At 67.3% G+C, this 18,142-nt stretch carries 15 protein-coding genes; 10 read left to right on the forward strand and 5 right to left on the reverse strand.

Annotated features, from left to right (window positions below; all coding sequences use genetic code 11):
* The first annotated feature begins 337 nt into the window (after positions 1–337).
* Together G6N07_RS04585 and G6N07_RS20655 are read left to right on the forward strand one after the other, a co-directional pair.
* Complete coding sequence (locus tag G6N07_RS04585; RefSeq protein ID WP_085190127.1) at positions 338–1,165, forward strand: ANTAR domain-containing protein; 828 nt, start codon at positions 338–340, stop codon at positions 1,163–1,165.
* A 446-nt stretch (positions 1,166–1,611) separates the two neighbouring features.
* On the forward strand, positions 1,612–1,740 hold the full coding sequence (locus G6N07_RS20655; RefSeq protein ID WP_263858022.1) for a hypothetical protein: 129 nt from the start codon (positions 1,612–1,614) through the stop codon (positions 1,738–1,740).
* 8 nt (positions 1,741–1,748) lie between these two features.
* On the opposite strand, the gene G6N07_RS04590 is transcribed toward G6N07_RS20655, so the two are convergent.
* From G6N07_RS04590 to G6N07_RS04605, 4 genes are read right to left on the reverse strand one after another with little or no spacing between them, the layout of a single operon-like run.
* Positions 1,749–2,012, reverse strand: coding sequence for a hypothetical protein (locus G6N07_RS04590; protein WP_085190125.1), 264 nt, complete (start codon positions 2,010–2,012; stop codon positions 1,749–1,751).
* A gap of 12 nt (positions 2,013–2,024) precedes the next feature.
* Complete coding sequence (locus G6N07_RS04595) at positions 2,025–5,153, reverse strand: phage tail family protein (protein WP_235849687.1); 3,129 nt, start codon at positions 5,151–5,153, stop codon at positions 2,025–2,027.
* Positions 5,141–5,431: a WXG100 family type VII secretion target gene (locus G6N07_RS04600; RefSeq protein ID WP_085190123.1), complete on the reverse strand. Its 291-nt coding sequence runs from the start codon at positions 5,429–5,431 to the stop codon at positions 5,141–5,143. Before G6N07_RS04600 ends, G6N07_RS04595 begins: the two co-directional genes overlap by 13 nt.
* On the reverse strand, positions 5,428–6,159 hold the full coding sequence (locus G6N07_RS04605) for a WXG100 family type VII secretion target (protein WP_085190121.1): 732 nt from the start codon (positions 6,157–6,159) through the stop codon (positions 5,428–5,430). Before G6N07_RS04605 ends, G6N07_RS04600 begins: the two co-directional genes overlap by 4 nt.
* A gap of 216 nt (positions 6,160–6,375) precedes the next feature.
* Between G6N07_RS04605 and G6N07_RS04610 the strand changes: the two genes are divergently transcribed.
* The 7 genes from G6N07_RS04610 to secA all read left to right on the forward strand — a co-directional run bounded on the left by G6N07_RS04610 (position 6,376) and on the right by secA (position 15,977).
* Positions 6,376–7,005, forward strand: a complete 630-nt coding sequence (locus G6N07_RS04610; protein WP_085190119.1) for a dTMP kinase — start codon at positions 6,376–6,378, stop codon at positions 7,003–7,005.
* 59 nt (positions 7,006–7,064) lie between these two features.
* On the forward strand, positions 7,065–7,751 hold the full coding sequence (gene mtrA, locus G6N07_RS04615; protein ID WP_085190117.1) for a two-component system response regulator MtrA: 687 nt from the start codon (positions 7,065–7,067) through the stop codon (positions 7,749–7,751).
* A gap of 22 nt (positions 7,752–7,773) precedes the next feature.
* Positions 7,774–9,432, forward strand: coding sequence for an MtrAB system histidine kinase MtrB (gene mtrB, locus G6N07_RS04620; protein WP_085190115.1), 1,659 nt, complete (start codon positions 7,774–7,776; stop codon positions 9,430–9,432).
* Positions 9,429–11,192: an MtrAB system accessory lipoprotein LpqB gene (lpqB, locus tag G6N07_RS04625; RefSeq protein WP_085190113.1), complete on the forward strand. Its 1,764-nt coding sequence runs from the start codon at positions 9,429–9,431 to the stop codon at positions 11,190–11,192. Before mtrB ends, lpqB begins: the two co-directional genes overlap by 4 nt.
* A gap of 160 nt (positions 11,193–11,352) precedes the next feature.
* Complete coding sequence (locus G6N07_RS04630) at positions 11,353–11,967, forward strand: ComF family protein (RefSeq protein ID WP_085190302.1); 615 nt, start codon at positions 11,353–11,355, stop codon at positions 11,965–11,967.
* 298 nt (positions 11,968–12,265) lie between these two features.
* On the forward strand, positions 12,266–12,946 hold the full coding sequence (gene hpf / locus G6N07_RS04635; RefSeq protein WP_085190111.1) for a ribosome hibernation-promoting factor, HPF/YfiA family: 681 nt from the start codon (positions 12,266–12,268) through the stop codon (positions 12,944–12,946).
* Positions 12,947–13,133: 187 nt separating this feature from the next.
* Positions 13,134–15,977: a preprotein translocase subunit SecA gene (secA, locus tag G6N07_RS04640; protein WP_085190109.1), complete on the forward strand. Its 2,844-nt coding sequence runs from the start codon at positions 13,134–13,136 to the stop codon at positions 15,975–15,977.
* 1 nt (position 15,978) lies between these two features.
* On the opposite strand, the gene G6N07_RS04645 is transcribed toward secA, so the two are convergent.
* Positions 15,979–16,479, reverse strand: coding sequence for an Rv3235 family protein (locus G6N07_RS04645; RefSeq protein ID WP_085190107.1), 501 nt, complete (start codon positions 16,477–16,479; stop codon positions 15,979–15,981).
* 199 nt (positions 16,480–16,678) lie between these two features.
* On the opposite strand from G6N07_RS04645, the gene G6N07_RS04650 reads away from it, so the two are divergent.
* A complete protein-coding gene (locus tag G6N07_RS04650) occupies positions 16,679–18,085 on the forward strand; it encodes a WS/DGAT/MGAT family O-acyltransferase (RefSeq protein WP_085190105.1) in 1,407 nt (468 codons plus the stop codon).
* The last annotated feature ends 57 nt before the right edge of the window (positions 18,086–18,142 follow it).

Raw genomic sequence — 18,142 nt, forward strand, 5'->3', positions numbered from 1 at the left:
AAACCATTCGATTCGCTGAGGCCGTGGGCGCCCGCGATGCAACCCGGCCGGGACTGGCTGGTGTGCGCAGGGCACCGATGTCGAGGCGCGGACCAACGAGCAGCCGTCATTCTTGAACAAGGCGGTCATAAACCACGCGCTGCCGATGCACGTCGGTGGGGAACCGACGATGCAGTGGACACGCCGACCGGTGCGAAGGCGTGCCGACGGCGTCGAGTTGCGGGGGGCGGTTCTGAACCGGTGACTGACGCGGATCTTACGACGTGTGTGAACGCCGTTTCGTGCCCAGAACCCGGGGGTATTGAGGGCCCACATTAACTTGACGAGAGGGCGTGGGATGGCCGACGTGCATATCGGTGACGAGCAGACGTTCAACGACACGGCGCCGGTGGCGCCGATCAATCTCATCTCGCACGCCGTCGTGCGCAAGGCGGTCGCCCAGCTGCAACACGACCACGCAATCAGCGACGCGGACATCGCTTTTCGCGCACTGCTGACGGTGTCGAAACGCTACGACGTCAAGCTGCGACACCTGTCGGCAGCATTCGTCGACGACGACGTGGCCATTCCCCGTGCCAAGAGCTTGCCGGCGCCGGCGTTGTCCTTCTCGCTGCGCGGTCGGGGTACGGCCCCCAAGCGGTCCGACGTCTTTGCCGACCTGGTGACCACGGCCGTCGAACTCTTCTCCGCCCCCGCGGCCGCCGTGCAGTTGCGCGACGCCGTGTTCGGCGGGGTGTGCATCGAGAGCCACACCGGTGTGGCCGAGCAATTGCGCCACCATTTCAGCTTTGTGGAGGACGAGGGTTCGGCGGCTGCGTACGCGACGGCGCGCTGCGAGGTCCTGCGTGTGGATGATGTCGCGGTTTCGCCGCTGTACAACTTCACCGACATGGAAGTGCTTGGGCAGTCCGGCGTTCAGGCTGAGATTGCGATCCCGATGTGCGACGAGGACGGCTGCAACTGGGGCGCCGTCACGGTCATGTTCGACGCGCGCCGGCCGCGTATCGACCCGTTCGCCGTCGAGATGCTGCACGGACATGCCGACTCCTGCGCGCAGTGGCTGCGGTGGTACGACAGCGCGGTCATGCCGATGCTGGTCGGCGCCGTCCACGAGGTCGCCGCGACGCTGGTCGACGAGTCGGGCAGCGCCTCCGTGTCGGCATAACGCGGCGCGGGTGTCGTAGAGTTCGTCATTGGTGACGGCACCGACGGCGGGAATGTGCGGTGACCTCGGTCTGTGACCACGGCGGGGTCCTGTACGTTGCCGAAGGCTACTTCGGAGCAGGCGATTACGGGTGCGGAGCATGTGCTCCGGGAAGCGTTGGCCTCCGACCCCCACCATCCGCGGCTGCTGACGGCATACGCGCTCGAGGATCGGACAGTCCGACTAGAGCGGCGGCCGCGCGAGTGCCCACGCGGCACTGGCGATCGAACCCCAAAACGCGATGCGGGTGTACACACGCGCGCGCTCGAGATGCAGGGCCGGTTCGACGACGCGCTGTGGTTGGGAGGAGGACGGCGATCCCACTCCCAGGCGTCGTTGCGGGAATCGGCGCGGTACTGCTGCCGCCCCACTCGTTCGGATCATGCCGATCGTGCAGTTGATTGGCGGTGTCCTATTCGGATTGCTCACAGCGGCTCAGTGCGATGACGATGCCTGCGGTGCTGGCCTCGGTGCTGGTGCACACGCTGCCTGTGTTGGTGATCACCGGGTATCTCACCGATGAGCGGTTGTGGTGAGGTACGCCCTAGACCGGTGTTCCGCGGTTCCACCCGGGCTTCTCGATCAGTAAGTCATCTCGCTCACGTCGCCGGCAGGATTCGGCGAAGTCGATCGCCGCCGAAGCGTCGGCGAGGAAGTGTTCGTACTCTTCAGGTGTGACCTCGTAGTACTCCTCGTAGTCCAGCGGTCCGTTACTCACGGGGATCGACAGATACCGACGGTTCGACTTGTCTTCGATACCGATGGAGTACCGGTGCTCCCTTGAGAAATAGTGGTCTATATAGGTCATTGGTTCGTCCGTCTACTCAGTGATCTCGGTGATGGTGTAATCGTCGGGCGTGATGCGGTCACCGTCAATTACCGCCTCCGAGTTGCCGTCTGGGAGTTGGCCTTCTGGGAGCCAAAGGTCATTTGCGCCTGCCTCGTTGCCAGATGGTATGCGCAAGTTGTGGTCGTATGGGTCTGGGATGTCGATGCGAAGTAGCTTGTGTTGGCTCAGGAAGCCTTCCGGCCAGCCAAGTACTCGTTCCATCGCTCTTGGATCGTCCTTGGTTGCCACCAGCATCGCGTCAACCTCGCTCTTGGCCATGACGAATGAAGTTCCGTCCCGCTGTGCCAGTCCATACTTCTCGAAGTTGGTCTCGGGCATGAAGCGGGTCGCGCCTTCTCGGAACTTCTCAAGGTGATCGTGAATGTACTCGGGGGAGAGATACTCTGATGGATCGGGTCTCGTACCCTTCTCCATCGCCAGCAACTCGGCACGCTTCTCGTCGGTCAGTTCGGGTAGTTCGTTTCGCGCATGAGAATCCCCCGTTGGCCCCGACTCGACGGAGTTCTCAATAGTGCTGGTCGGTTGATCAGCGGTGCCGGGAGGGGACTGTGTGTCAGCGGACCGGTGAGTCCCAGTCTCGATCGGTTCGTTACCGCCCACACCATTGTGGCGTGACCCGAACCCTCCAACGTCGCTGCCGTGTCCGGAGCTGTGCCCGTGCCCGAGTGCGCTATCAGGCCCACCCGTAGGCGATGAAGCCGCTCCATCGGGTCCCGAACTAGGTGGCTTCGTGCTGGCCCACGTGGCTGGGTCGGCTTCATTGCCATCGGCGCTGGGAGTATTGCCTTCATTTGCGTCGAAGGGCTTCCGTGTCGGTGCATTCTCTGCCGTCGGCCCACTTGCAGAAGGTGACTGCGGCCGAGAGTTTTCCGGCGACATCGCTTGTGCTGCTCTAGGTTCAGGCGTCCGTCCCTCAGGTGTCCGAGCGGGCGCGTCAGCACTATGGGTCACGCCTGGGCTGTGCGTCGCCCCCGGAGCGTGCGGCACCATCGGCGCTATCCCGGCCATCCGTTCGGGCGGTGCGCTGCCATTGCCGGATTCTTGACGGACCGGGTTGCCGTCACTCGATGTATACGGCTGTTGCGCAGGACGAGTCGTGTCGGTCGTGCGCTCATGTGTGCCGTGGTTCTCCGCCGCCGGGGAATGCGCGGCGGGCGGACGCGCATCCGAATGTGCGTTGGACTCGGTGGTGTTCGACGAGCCGTGACCGGGCGCATCACCGGCGTGTCCGCCCGGCGACGGGGCCGTACCGCCATCAAAATGTGTGGTGCCCTCAGGAATCTGGTTGCTCTCCTGCGTACGCGCATCGGAGGTGCTCGGCGCGTGACTCGGCCCGGAAGGGACATCCCCCGAACCCGCCGGGCTCGACGCCCCCGGCGAGTGCTGAGCGGCGGGCGGTGCCTGATCACCCGCCGCAGCGGGCGCATAGGTCGGCGCCCACGGATCACTCGGGCTCGGAGTGCTCGGCGCATCACTCGGCGTGTCAACCGAACCCGGCCCCGGCGTGGCCGGCGACTGCGGCGGCGGCCCATCCGCGCGTCCCGGTCCGGATTCGGTGGGCCCGGTGGGGGTTGCCGGCGGGCCAGGCGGCGGACCGTCGCCGCCGTTGGGTGACGTCGGGTTCAGCAGCGATTCAGGGATGGCCGGAGGCCGGGCGGGCGGGCCCGGAAGCCCCGCGCCGACGCTGTCGAGGTCGGGCGCGACGTCCACCCCTGGTGTGCCGGAGCCCGAACCGAGCCCACGCAACCCGGGGATGCGACCGTTGTGCAGAAGGCCGCGCGTAGCGCTGAGCCCCTTGGCCAACGTCCCGGTCTTCGACAGTGCGCCACCGGGAACGAACAACGACCCGATGTTGAATGCGGCTTCACCGGCGGCCCGGCCCGGGTGGTCGCTGGACCACTTGTCCAGCGCGACGAACTCCGCACCCATGTCGGCCAGGACGCCCGGCAACTTCGACGGGTCCTCGGCCACGGACATCACCGTTTCGGCCATGCCCTTCCAGGTGTCGGGATCGGCCATCGCGACGGTGCCCGCCACGGTGTTGATCAATCCCGTCGTCAGACCGACCTGAAAATCGGTGTACATCGTGAACGCGTTGGCCAGCGCTCCGCCCACGTCGTCGCCGAGAAGCTCCTCCAAGCGGGGCCGCACCCAGTTCTGCAGCGCCGTCACCGCGTCGCCGAGAGCGGAGGTGAGTTCCCCCAGCAAGCCGACGACACCTTTCACCTGCTGCTGGAAGTTTTCCAGCACGGTGCCGACGTCACGGGCGACCTCGCGCAGGATGTCGTCGGCTTCGCCGGTGAAGATGCCCTTCACCATGTCCCATGCGCCGTCCAAGGAGATCCGGTCCAGCAGTCGGCGGATGGCGTCCTGGGTTTCCTGCACCCCGCCGGCGAAATCGTCGATCAACTGTGCAAGCGCCGAAGCGTTGGTCGACAGGCCCGACACAGCCTGGCTCAACGTGCCGAGGACTTCGTCGATCTTGCCGCCTTCTTGGATCTGTTGGGCAGCCACCAGGGCTTTCACCGGCGCGACGGCGTCGTCGAAGATCGACAGCCCCTGACCGAGGTTGCGCCATTGCGCGGCGGTGAGCCGCATCATGCCTGAGTTCCCCGACGGCCACGTCAAGGCTGCACCGGCGAACATGCCGCCGGGGATCACATTCAGGAAGGGCACGATCAGATGCCATTTGGACGGCGGGGACACCGTGTTCGAGTCCGGTCCGGTGGCGGCATCGGCGGCCTGGGTCTCACCCGGCGGGCTGCCGACACCGCCCGTCAGCCCCGATCCGCCGACAGTCGACGCCGCGTCGGCGTTCTTGTAGTTGTGACCGGTCCCCTCGAGCATGAAGCCCACGGACTTGAAGGCGTTCGCCGCATCGGCCAGACCGGTCGCGAACTCCTGCGCCTGGTCGCCGTATTTCAACCCGAAGTCCAACCCTGCCGGGTCGGTGCCCGAGGCGATGCCGCCCGACACCACAGATCCCAGCGCGTCGGACAGCATGCCGAGTTGCGTTCCGAAAGAACCCAGGTGCTTGCCCGCACCGACCAACGCGTCCGGTTCGACCTCGATTCGGGTGCCCGCGCCTACTGCTCCCACATCCGGCCGTTCTTCTCCACCGCGTCGGCGTAGTTCTGGCGCGCCATATCGGCGATCTTCTGCAGCTGCGCCAGCGACTTCTTCATCTGCTCTGCACCGTCCTCCCACTGCTGCTGAGCCTGCGCCTGCGCATCCGAGGCCTCGCCGTGCCAGGTCGCGTGCAACGCGGCCATCGTCCGGTCGGCCTCCTCCAGACACTCGGCGACGTCGCGTTCGAACTTGCGCATGTGGTCGATCGCCGACTGCATCTGCGAGAAGCTCACCACCAACGGCGTCATCGCGGCTGCCCTCCCGGGACGCTCGCTCCCTCGGGCGCCTGCTTTGTCGGCTCGACGGGCGCGGTGGGCCTTGCCGGATCGGCGGGTTGGGCCGAATCAGCGGGCTGCTCACCGTCCGTCTCATCGTCGGCCTGCTGTGCCAGCTGGACGATCTGTTGGGCGAGGGCGGCGGCCTGTTGGGCCAAACCTCCGGCCGCCTGCGTGGACTGTCCCGCTGCTCCCTGCACCGCCTGAGCGACCGCCGGAAGGGCCTGGCCGAGTGGCGACATCGCAGCCATCGAAGGCTGAGCGGCGCCGGTCGGCTCCTCCAGGTTCATCTGCTGGGCCAGCTCGGCGACACCGCTGTGACCGCCGGTGCTCTGCCAGGCGGAGCCCGTGCGTCCGGTGCTGCCGCCGCCCCCAGCGGGCGTGCCCGTGCCCGAAGGCTGCATGGAAGAACCGAGTGCTCCGGCGGCCTGCTCGTCGGTCTTGGCGTACTCCTTGCCCGCCACCGTGAGCCACTGCGACATCGTCTGCAGGCCACGCACGACCTGCCCGGCCCCGGAGTGCCACTTGTCCCATTCCGTCCCGAAGGCCGACGCCGCGCCGCCCGTCCACCCGGAACCGAGCAACTGCCCGACCTCCAGGTCCACCCCGGACAACCCGTCCTGCAGGCGCTGCCCGGCTTCCGCCAGACGCGCCGCTGCCGAATTCAGCTCGGATGCGACGACTTCGACCGATTGCCCCACTCGGCGAACCTCCAGTCAGTAGGCGGTTGACTCGACGCATGACGGATCCCGCGACGATGCGGTGACGAGACGGGATGCCCGGCGGCGACGGACACAGCTCCGTCGACAGCAAACTCCCGGCAAGCTGAGTAGAGCGTAACCGGGCTCGCGGCGGGTCGGTCGCACCAGTTTGTCCCTGCGCCGGAACCGGCGGTCGCACATGGTTAGGCTCGCCGTGTGCTCATCGCGATCGAGGGTGTCGACGGCGCCGGCAAGCGGACACTGACCAATGGCATTCGGTCGGCGTTCGAGGGGACCGGTCGTTCGGTGGCGACGCTCGCCTTTCCGCGCTACCACCGCTCGGTGACCGCCGACCTGGCGGCAGAGGCCCTGCATGGCGGCCACGGTGACCTCGCGGAATCGGTATACGCGATGGCGGTGCTGTTCGCGCTGGACCGTGCCGACGCCCGCGACGAGATCGACCACCTGACCGCGGCCTACGACGTGGCGATCCTCGACCGTTACGTCGCCTCCAATGCCGCCTACAGCGCCGCACGCCTGCACCAGCGAAGTGATGGGGAGGTGGTCGAGTGGGTGTGCGCTCTCGAGTACGACCGGTTGAGGTTGCCGCGCGCCGACTGGCAGATTTTCCTCGACGTGCCGACGGAGCTCGCCGCCGAGCGTGCCGGACGCCGTGAGGCCCAGGAATCCGACCGGACACGCGACGCCTACGAGCGCGACGACGCTCTGCAGCGGCGCACCGGCGAGGTCTATCGCGAGCTCGCCGCGGTTGACTGGTGCGGCCGCTGGATCGTCACGGGTGCCGACGTCGACGCCCTGGCGCTGACCGCGGAGCTCACCGGCTGAGCGGCGACAGGAGAAACGCCCTGCGTGGTAGCCGGGTTTTACCGCGATCTGGTGACACCATGGACACCATGAGGCAAAGGATTCTGGTCGTCGACGACGATCCCTCGCTGGCCGAGATGCTGACGATCGTGCTGCGCGGGGAAGGATTCGACACCGCCGTCGTCGGCGACGGCACCCAGGCGCTCGGCGCCGTACGCGAACTCCGCCCGGATCTGGTGTTGCTGGATTTGATGCTGCCCGGCATGAACGGCATCGACGTATGCCGCGTGCTGCGCGCGGATTCCGGTGTGCCGATCGTCATGCTCACCGCGAAGACCGACACCGTCGACGTCGTCCTGGGACTGGAATCCGGGGCCGACGACTACGTGATGAAACCCTTCAAACCGAAGGAATTGGTGGCCCGCGTGCGGGCGCGGTTGCGCCGCAACGAGGACGAGCCGGCGGAGTTGCTGTCGATCGGCGACGTGGAAATCGACGTACCCGCGCACAAGGTGACCCGGCAGGGCGAGCAGATTTCGCTGACCCCGCTGGAGTTCGACCTGCTGGTGGCGCTGGCACGCAAACCACGCCAGGTGTTTACTCGTGATGTGCTGCTCGAACAGGTGTGGGGATACCGTCACCCCGCTGACACCCGTTTGGTGAACGTGCATGTCCAGCGGTTGCGGGCCAAAGTCGAGAAAGACCCGGAGAACCCCCAGGTGGTGTTGACCGTTCGAGGAGTGGGATACAAGGCCGGACCCCCGTGATGTTCACCGCTCGGCGACGGCCGTGATCTGGGGAGCGAGACGCCGCATCCGGGGCGGCTTCTGGCGGTCGGGACCCCTGATCCGCGGCCTCGGGGCACTCGGGCGGGCCCTGGTCCTGGTGTGGCGCCGCTCGCTGCAGTTGCGGGTGGTCAGCCTGACGCTGGGGCTCTCGCTCGCCGTGATCATGGCGCTCGGTTTCGTGCTGACCAGTCAGATCACCGACCGCATCCTCGAGGTCAAGGTCAGAGCCGCCACCGAGCAGATCGAACAAGCCCGCAACACCGTGGGCGACATCGTGGGTGGCGAGGAATCGCGCTCCCTCGACAGCAGCCTGCAGTTGGCGAGGAACACGCTGATCGACCGCAAGGCCGACGCGGGGAGCGGACTGGCCGGCGCGTATGACGCGGTGCTCGTCGTTCCCGGCGACGGCCCCCGTGCGGCGACCGCGGCCGGACCGGTCAGCCAAATCCCGGAGGCATTACGCGACTTCGTCAAAGCCGGACAGGTGAGCTACCAGTACTCCACCGTGCAGGCCGACGGCTTCTCCGGCCCGGCACTGATCGTCGGCAGCCCCACGTCGTCGGAGGTGACCAACCTCGAGCTCTACCTGATCTTTCCGTTGAACAACGAAGAGTCGACGATCACGCTGGTGCGCGGGACGATGGCTACCGGCGGCGTCGTCCTGCTTGGCTTGCTGGCCGCGATCGCACTGCTGGTCGCGCGGCAGATCGTGCTGCCGGTGCGGTCGGCGTCGCGGATCGCCGAGCGATTCGCCGAGGGCCACCTGTCCGAACGCATGCCGGTACGCGGCGAGGACGACATGGCCCGCCTGGCAGTGTCGTTCAACGACATGGCCGAGAGCCTGCAACGCCAGATCACCCAGCTCGAGGAGTTCGGTAATCTGCAGCGCCGCTTCACCTCCGACGTCTCCCATGAACTGCGGACGCCGTTGACCACGGTGCGTATGGCCGCCGACCTGATCCACGACCACAGCGACGACCTCGCGCCCGCCCTGCGGCGGTCCACCGAGCTGATGGTCAGCGAGCTCGACCGGTTCGAGACGCTGCTCAGCGATCTGCTGGAGATCTCCCGCCACGACGCCGGGGTCGCCGAACTGTCGGTCGAGTCGGTGGACCTGCGCAGCACGGTGCGAAGCGCGCTAGACAACGTCGGCCACCTCGCCCAGGAAGCCGAGATCGAGTTGATCGTCGACCAGCCCGCCGAGGAGGTCATCGCCGAGGTGGATCCCCGGCGAGTCGAACGCATCCTGCGCAACCTCATCGCCAACGCGATCGACCACGCCGAACACAAGCCGGTGCGGATCCGGATGGCCGCCGACGAGGACACCGTTGCTGTGACGGTGCGCGACCACGGTGTCGGGTTACGGCCTGGGGAGGAGAAGTTGGTGTTCAGTCGGTTCTGGCGGTCAGATCCGTCCCGGGTACGCCGTTCCGGCGGAACGGGACTCGGGTTGGCGATCAGCATCGAGGACGCCCGGCTGCATCAAGGCCGCCTCGAGGCATGGGGGGAGCCCGGCAACGGGGCCTGCTTCCGGCTGACGCTGCCGCTGGTCCGCGGTCACAAGGTGACGACGAGTCCGTTGCCGCTCAAACCGGTTCATCCCGACCGAAACGCGCGCCACGCTGGGCGTGAGCGCCAACCGGCAGGGGAGACGGTATGAACCGCCTGTGGGCGGTGGTGTGGCTGCTGGTGCTCGTAGTGGCCGCTTCGGGATGCGCGGGAGTGCCGAACTCCTCGGCCCCCCAGGCGATCGGGACCGTCGACCGTCCTGCACCGCCGAGCCTGCCCGAACCGACGCCGGGCATGGATCCGGACGTGCTGCTGCGCGAATTCCTCAAAGCCACCGCCGATCCAGCGAATCGACACCTGGCGGCGCGCCAGTTCCTCACGGATTCGGCGTCGCAATCTTGGGACGACGCCGGCAGCGCCCTGCTGATCGACCGGGTGGTGTTCGTCGAGACCCGCGAGCCCGAACGCGTCTCGGTGACGATGCGCGCCGACCTCCTCGGGTCGCTGTCGGATATGGGCGTGTTCGAGACCGGTGAGGGTGCGTTGCCGGACCCCGGCCCGATCGAGCTGGCGAAGACCCCGGACGGGTGGCGCATCGACAGGTTGCCCAACGGTGTCTTTCTCGACTGGCAGCAGTTCCAGTCCACCTACAAACGCAACACGCTCTATTTCGTGGACCCGACCGGCACCACCGTCGTCCCCGACCCGCGCTATGTGGCGGTGTCGGACACCGACCAGTTGGCCACCGAACTGGTCTCCAAACTGATCTCCGGTCCACGACCTGAGATGGCCAACACCGTCCGCAATCTGCTGGGCTCGCCGTTGGCGTTGCGCGGACCGGTCACCCGCGCCGACGGCGGAAAGACCGGCGTGGGACGCGGGTACGGCGGCGCCCGCATCGACCTGGAGAACCTCTCGACGACCGATCCGCACAGCAGGCAACTGCTTGCTGCCCAGATCATCTGGACCCTCGATCGGGCGGGCATCAACGGGCCGTATGTGATCAACGCCGACGGCGCGCCGCTCGACGACCGCTTCACCGACGGTTGGGAGACCTCCGACGTCGCGGCCACCGATCCGGGAGCGTTCGCGGGCGCCGCGGCCGGGCTGCACGCTTTGGTGGGTGGTTCGCTGGTGTCGTTGGATGGCCAGCGGGCCCCGCTGGTGCCCGGATCGTTCGGGCAGGCGCCCAATCAGGCGTCCGCGGCGTTGTCGCGCAGCGGTCAGGACGCGGCCTCGGTGGTCGTGCTGCGGTCTGGCGCCCCCGACATGCAATCGACACTGTGGATCGGGCCGCTCGGCGGGCGAGCGGGCCAGGCACTGGAGGGCAGGAGTCTGTCACGGCCGAGCTGGTCGCTCGACGACGCCGTGTGGGTGGTGGTCGACGGAGCCAACGTCGTGCGGGTGATCCAGGACGCGTCCGGTCAGCCGGCGCGGATCCCGGTCGACGCCGGACCCGTGGCGCTGAAGTTCCCCGGTACGATCACCGAACTGCAGCTGTCCCGCGACGGAACGCGGGCGGCCATGGTGATCGCGGGGCAGGTCATCCTCGCATCGGTGGAGCAGACGCAGAGCGGGCAGTACGCCCTGACCTACCCGCGGCGCCTCGGCTTCGGGCTGGGCGAGACGGTGGTGTCGCTGTCCTGGCGCACCGGCGACGACATCGTGGTCAGCCGCAGCGATCCGCAGCATCCGGTGTCCTACGTGAACCTCGACGGTGTGAACTCTGACGGGCCAAGCCGCAACCTCGCCATGCCGGTGACCACGGTCGCGGCCAACCCGTCGACGGTGTACGTAGCCGACGCGCGTGGAGTGGTCCAGTTGTCGCCCTCGACCGCCGAGGGGGACCTCACCTGGACCGAGGTCGGTCCGCTCATGGTCCCCGGTACGGTTCCGGTGCTCCCGGGCTGACCACCCTCAGAGGCGCAGCGTCGAGGTGACCCCCGGGATGCGCCCGTCCTCGGAACGCATCGACGAACAGTCGGTGGGTCATGGTTTCATCCAACCCTCCCGGATCGGCGCACCGGGTTGCGGGATGGCGACTGTCACAGCCTGCGCCGACACTACGGGAATGCTCGACCTCGTCCTCCCGCTCGAATGCGGCGGCTGCGGTCTGCCGTCGACACGGTGGTGTGAGCAGTGTGCCGCGGCGCTGACGGTCAGGGCTGACCAACCACATCTGGCCAGCCCGCGGCTCGATCCCGGGGTTCCCGTGTTCTCGCTCGGCCGCTACGCCGGACCGCGTCGACGCGCGATTCTCGGCCTCAAGGAACGCGGCCGCACGGATCTGATCGCCCCACTGGCCCGCGCCTTGGGGGAGGGGATCGCGCACCTGGAGACCTGGGGCATCCTCGATCGGTCCGTCACCCTGGTCCCCGCACCCACCCGCCGGATCGCGGCCCGCCGTCGGGGAGGTGACCCGGTGACCGGGATGGCGCGCGCCGCCTGGCCCGACGTCGTGCAGGCGCTGCGGTCGAGGGCCTTCGCCCGGGATTCGGTGGGCCTCTCGGTACCGGATCGGCAGCGCAATGTGGCCAACCGGGTGCGGCTCGTCCGGCCGGTCTACGGGCCTGTCGTGCTCTTCGACGACATCATCACCACCGGCGCCACTGCCACGGAATCGGTGCGTGTCTTGCAAACCGCCGGGGCCGCGGTGCTGGCCGTCCTCACCCTCGCCAACGCCTGATCGACGGGCCGCCGCGTCGCCGCGGGGTCGAAGCGCTGTGAAGAACAGGAAACAGTCTCGGGAACCACTGGCCGACCGGGTGAACAACGACTACCGTCAGCCTTAACCATCCGTGAATTCACGGCCGGCGCTCAGAATGACGCGCCACTTCGCCCCACAACGGTAGGAGGTGAGAGTCGACACCTTGCGCCGGTGGGCTGCGGCAGATTTCTCACGTATGCAACTCTGCCGGCGCGTTTCGTGACCACCCCCGGCACGCACCTTGCGTGTGACGCGAAAGAGAAACGAGTTGCCAAGTATGTCAACGTATTCCGTCGAAACTGACCGCACGATGGTGATCGAGCACGACGCTCCCGCTGAGGCGTCGAACGCCGAGGTCGTCGTCAAGGGCCGCAACGTCGAGATACCCGATCACTTCCGAACCTACGTCACCGAGAAACTCACCCGGCTGGAGCGGTTCGACCGCAGCATCTACCTCTTCGACGTCGAACTGGAACACGAGAAGAACCGCCGCCAGCGCAAGAACTGTCAGCACGTGGAGATCACCGCGCGCGGACGTGGTCCCGTGGTCCGGGGCGAGGCGTGTGCAGACAGTTTCTACGCGGCCTTCGAGGCGGCGGTGAGCAAACTCGAGAACCGGCTGCGCCGAAGCAAGGACCGCCGCAAGATCCACTACGGGGACAAGCGTCCGGTGTCGCTGGCCGAGGCGACCGCCGCGACGGCGGCGATCGAGGAGGAGACGCCGGCACCCGCCGACGACGCCGGTCTGCCCGACGGCATCATGTTGGACGATCATGAACCGGGGCGCATCGTCCGCGTCAAGGAACATCCCGCAACGCCGATGACCGTCGACGATGCGCTGTCGCAGATGGAACTCGTCGGCCACGACTTCTTCCTGTTCCATTGCAAGGAGACCGACAAGGCCACCGTCGTGTACCGCCGGCACGCCTACGACTACGGCTTGATCCGGCTGGCTTGATCCGGCTGGCTTGATCCGGCCGGCTTGATCCGGCTGGCTTAATCTGGCCGATTTGACCGCCCGACGACAGCCCCGCGGCGCCGCGCCGTCGCGAGGTTCGTCGGGCGGACATGCCAGGAATACGGCGTTGCCGGACGCGACCTCTACCATGGGACAGGTCTGATACCTCAACCCACAGGGGAAACGCGTGCTCGATAAGTTGCTCCGTCTCGGTGAAGGCCGCATGGTCAAGCGCCTCAAGAAGGTGGCTGACTACGTCAATACCTTGTCCGACGACGTCGAGAAGCTGTCTGACGCCGAATTGCGAGCCAAGACCGACGAGTTCCGTAAGCGCATCGACGGCGGCGAAGACCTCGACGACCTGCTACCCGAGGCGTTCGCGGTGGCCCGCGAAGCCGCCTGGCGGGTGCTGAGCCAGCGCCACTTCGACGTCCAGGTGATGGGCGGTGCCGCGCTGCACTTCGGCAACGTCGCCGAGATGAAGACCGGTGAGGGCAAGACCCTGACCTGTGTTCTGCCTGCGTATCTCAACGCGCTGAGCGGCAAGGGCGTCCACGTCGTCACGGTCAACGATTACCTGGCCAAACGCGACAGCGAGTGGATGGGCCGCGTCCACCGCTTCCTCGGCCTGTCCGTCGGTGTCATCCTCTCGGGCTTGACTCCTGATGAACGCAGGGCGGCATATCACGCCGACATCACCTACGGCACGAACAACGAGTTCGGCTTCGACTACCTGCGCGACAACATGGCCCACCAACTCGAGGACCGCGTGCAGCGGGGCCACAACTTCGCCGTCGTCGACGAGGTCGACTCGATCCTCATCGACGAGGCCAGGACGCCGTTGATCATCTCCGGCCCGGCTGACGCGGCGTCGAACTGGTACAGCGAGTTCGCCCGCCTGGCGCCGCTGATGGAGAAGGATGTGCACTACGAGGTCGACCTGCGCAAGCGCACCGTCGGCGTGCACGAGGTCGGCGTGGAGTTCGTCGAGGATCAGCTGGGCATCGAAAACCTCTACGAAGCCGCCAACTCACCCCTGGTGAGCTACCTCAACAACGCGTTGAAGGCCAAGGAGCTGTTCCAGCGCGACAAGGACTACATCGTCCGCAACGGCGAGGTCCTCATCGTCGACGAGTTCACCGGCCGCGTGCTGCTCGGACGGCGCTACAACGAGGGTATGCACCAGGCCATCGAGGCCAAGGAGCATGTCGAGATCAAGGCTGAGAACCAGACGCTGGCCACGATCACGTTGCAAAACTACTTCCGTCTCTACGACACACTCGCCGGAATGACCGGTACCGCCCAGACCGAGGCGGCCGAACTGCACGAGATTTACAAACTCGGCGTCGTGTCCATCCCCACCAACCGCCCGATGGTCCGCCAGGACAACACCGACCTTATCTACAAGACCGAGGAGGCCAAGTTCATCGCGGTGGTCGACGACGTCCAAGAGCGCTACGAGAAGGGCCAGCCGGTCCTCATCGGCACCACCAGCGTCGAACGCTCGGAGTATCTGTCCAAGCAGTTCACCAAGCGCAAGATTCCGCACAACGTCCTCAACGCCAAGTACCACGAGCAAGAGGCGAACATCATCGCCGAGGCCGGCCGGCTCGGTGCGGTTACCGTCGCCACCAACATGGCCGGTCGCGGTACCGACATCGTGCTCGGCGGCAACGTGGACTTCCTCGCCGACAAGCGCCTGCGCGAGCAGGGCCTCGACCCGGTGGAGACCCCGGAGGCGTACGAAGCCGCCTGGGAGTCGACCCTCAACCAGATCAAGGCCGAAGCCAGTGAAGAAGCCGAGGAGGTGCGCGCGGTCGGTGGGCTCTACGTGCTGGGCACCGAACGCCACGAGTCCCGCCGCATCGACAACCAGCTGCGCGGCCGCTCCGGCCGCCAGGGTGATCCCGGCGAGTCCCGGTTCTACCTGTCGCTCGGTGACGAGCTCATGCGGCGGTTCAACGGCGCGACCCTCGAAGCGCTGCTGACCCGCCTGAATCTGCCCGACGACGTGCCGATCGAGGCCAAGATGGTGACGCGCGCGATCAAGAGCGCGCAGACCCAGGTCGAGCAGCAGAACTTCGAGATCCGCAAGAACGTCCTCAAGTACGACGAGGTGATGAACCAGCAGCGCAAGGTGATCTACGAGGAGCGCCGCCGGATCCTGGAGGGTGAGGACCTCGCGGCGCAGGCCCACAAGATGCTGGTCGACGTCGTAACCGCATACGTCGAGGGCGCCACCGCCGAGGGTTACTCCGAGGACTGGGACCTCGAGCAGCTGTGGACCGCGCTCAAGCAGCTCTACCCGGTCGGTGTCGACTACCACGACCTCGTCGACTCCGACGCGGTTGGCGAGGCCGGCGAGCTCACCCGCGAGGAACTGCTCGACCTGCTGATCAAAGATGCCGAACGGGCATACGCCGAACGGGAGCGAGAACTCGAGGAACTCGCCGGTGAAGGAGCGATGCGGCAGCTCGAACGCAACGTGCTCCTCAACGTCATCGACCGCAAGTGGCGTGAGCACCTCTACGAGATGGACTACCTCAAGGAGGGCATCGGCCTGCGCGCCATGGCCCAGCGCGATCCGCTCGTGGAGTACCAACGCGAGGGTTACGACATGTTCGTCGGCATGCTGGAGGCGCTCAAGGAGGAGTCGGTCGGTTTCCTGTTCAACGTCACCGTCGAGGCGGCGCCCGCCGCCCCGTCGAACCGGGTGGCGCCCGTGGCGGCGCCCCCCGGACTGTCGGAGTTCGCGGCCGCGGCGGCCCAGGCCAAGGCGCAGAGCGGTCAGGGCGGCGTGGCGACCAAGGAGCGCGAGACTCCCGCTCCGGCGTTGCGGGCCAAGGGGATCGACAACGATGACGTGCCGCCGCTGACCTATGTCGGCCCTGGTGAGGACGGCACCGCGGAGGTGCAGCGTTCCAACGGCGGTCCCCGCCACGCCGCGCCCAGCGGCACCACCCGCCGGGAGCGTCGGGAAGCAGCCCGCAAGCAAGCCAGATCGGCGAAGCCCACCCGCCGGCGCGGCTGAGTCATCCGATCTGCAGCGCCACCAGCTGCCAGCGGCCCTCAGCGACGACCTCCACCCGGGCAGCGATCGCCCGAACGCGCTGGCCGCGGGTGTAGGTCGCGCACACCTCGGCCGCCAACGGGCCCGCGCTGCGTAAGCGAACGCGGCGCAGGGTGGCGGGGTGCCCGTGGCGCACACGGCACAACGTGCCGACGGTGTCGAGCAGCGGCGGGGCCACCAGCGGCTTTAGGTGTCCGAAGGGCCGGCGGCGGTCGAGGACCTCGAGCACCCGGCGCAGCGCCACGTCGGCGAACACGGCGGCCGCGCGCGGCGCCGCCGGGTCGGCATCGGGCCGGGAGGCCGGGCGCAACATGCGCGGGGTGCGCCGGTGTAGGGCGGCCGGTGACGGCGCCGGACACGCCGGGGCCGCGACGTCGGTGGGGGCGGGTTCGTAGTCGACCACCGGCGAGGTGAACGACGGACGCTCTACGTCCGCGGGTGATGGCGGCGACGACTGGGTCACGGCACACTCCAGGCTCGGCTCGGCGGGACACGACGACCGTCTGTTGGAGGAGGAACAGACCAAAGACATCGTCGCACGGTTCCCGGAAGGTGGGTCGCACGGTTTCCGGAAGGTGGTGAGCACCCGTTGTGTGGGTGCACAGGCGGAACCGCTACCGTGACGGGGATATCGCGGGATTCGGCGAAAGGGGATCCGTCGGATGGTCACCCGGCTGTCCGCGTCGGATGCGGAGTTCTTCCGGTTGGAGAACACCTCGACCCCGATGTACGTCGGGACCCTTTCGATCCTGCGCAGACCGCGTAGCGGGCTGAGCTACGAGACCCTGCTGCACACCGTCGAGCAGCGGCTTCCCCAGATCCCTCGGTACCGGCAGAAGGTCCGGGAGGTGACGATGGGCCTGGCGCGGCCGGTGTGGATCGACGACCGCGAGTTCGACATCACCTACCACATCCGCCGTTCGGCGCTGCCGTCTCCGGGCTGCGACGCCCAACTGCACGACCTGGTCGCCCGCCTCGGGTCCCGGCCGCTCGACAAGTCTCGGCCGCTGTGGGAGATGTACCTGGTCGAGGGTCTGGCGAAGAACCGAGTCGCCATCTACACCAAAAGTCATCAGGCGCTGGTCAACGGGATGACCGCGCTGGAGATCGGCCACGTGATCGCCGACCGCACCCAGAAACCGCCGAGCTTCGGGGAGGACATCTGGATCCCCGCGCGCGAGCCGAGCGGCCGGGCACTGCTCCTCGGTGCTGTCGGCGAATGGATCACCCGCCCCGCCGAGCAGCTCGCTGCCGTCCGGTCCACGGTGACCCACCTGGCAAACGCCGATCAACTGGTCGCCGCCGGGCACCGAGTCGCCGACATCGCCCGCACGTTGGTCCGCGGGACGGCGCCGAGCAGCCCCCTGAACGCCACCGTGTCCCGCAACCGGCGGTTCACGGTGGCCGGGCACCGCCTCGAGGACTACCGCAGCGTGCGGGCACGTTACGACTGCGACATCAACGACGTCGTACTCACCGTCGTCGCCGGTGCCTTGCGCAACTGGCTGCTCTCCCGCGGGGAACCGGTCACCCCGACCGCCACGGTACGGGCGATGGCGCCGATGTCGGTGTACCCCGATGCCGATCTCGACTCGTCGAGTCCGGGGCAGGCGATCAGCCAGGTGTCGCCGTTCCTGGTCGACCTGCCGGTGGGGGAGGGCAACGCGGTGGTGCGGCTGTCGCAGATTGCCCACGCCACCGAAAGCCATCCGACCGCGCCCAGCCTGGTGGACGCCCGCACGATCGTCACCCTGTCCGGGTTCGCGCCACCCACGTTGCATGCCATGGGAATTCGTGTGGCGACCACATTCCCCGCCCGGCAGTTCAACCTGCTGATCACCAATGTGCCGGGTGCCCAGAAGCAGATGTTCGTCGCGGGTACCAAGTTGCTGGAGACTTACGCCGTGCCGCCGCTGCTGCACAATCAGGTGCTCGCCATCGGCGTCACGTCCTACAACGGCGAGTTGTACTTCGGCATCAACGCCGACCGCGACGCGATGAGCGATGTCGACGTCCTGCCCGGTCTGCTCTCGGAGTCGCTGGAGGAGCTGCTGGACGCCGCTCGGTGACCCGATCGTGGCCGTTGCGGGAGTTGCGGCGACCGGGGCTGCGCAGGATCTCATGGT

The organism is Mycolicibacterium doricum, from assembly GCF_010728155.1.
Lineage (GTDB): Bacteria > Actinomycetota > Actinomycetes > Mycobacteriales > Mycobacteriaceae > Mycobacterium > Mycobacterium doricum.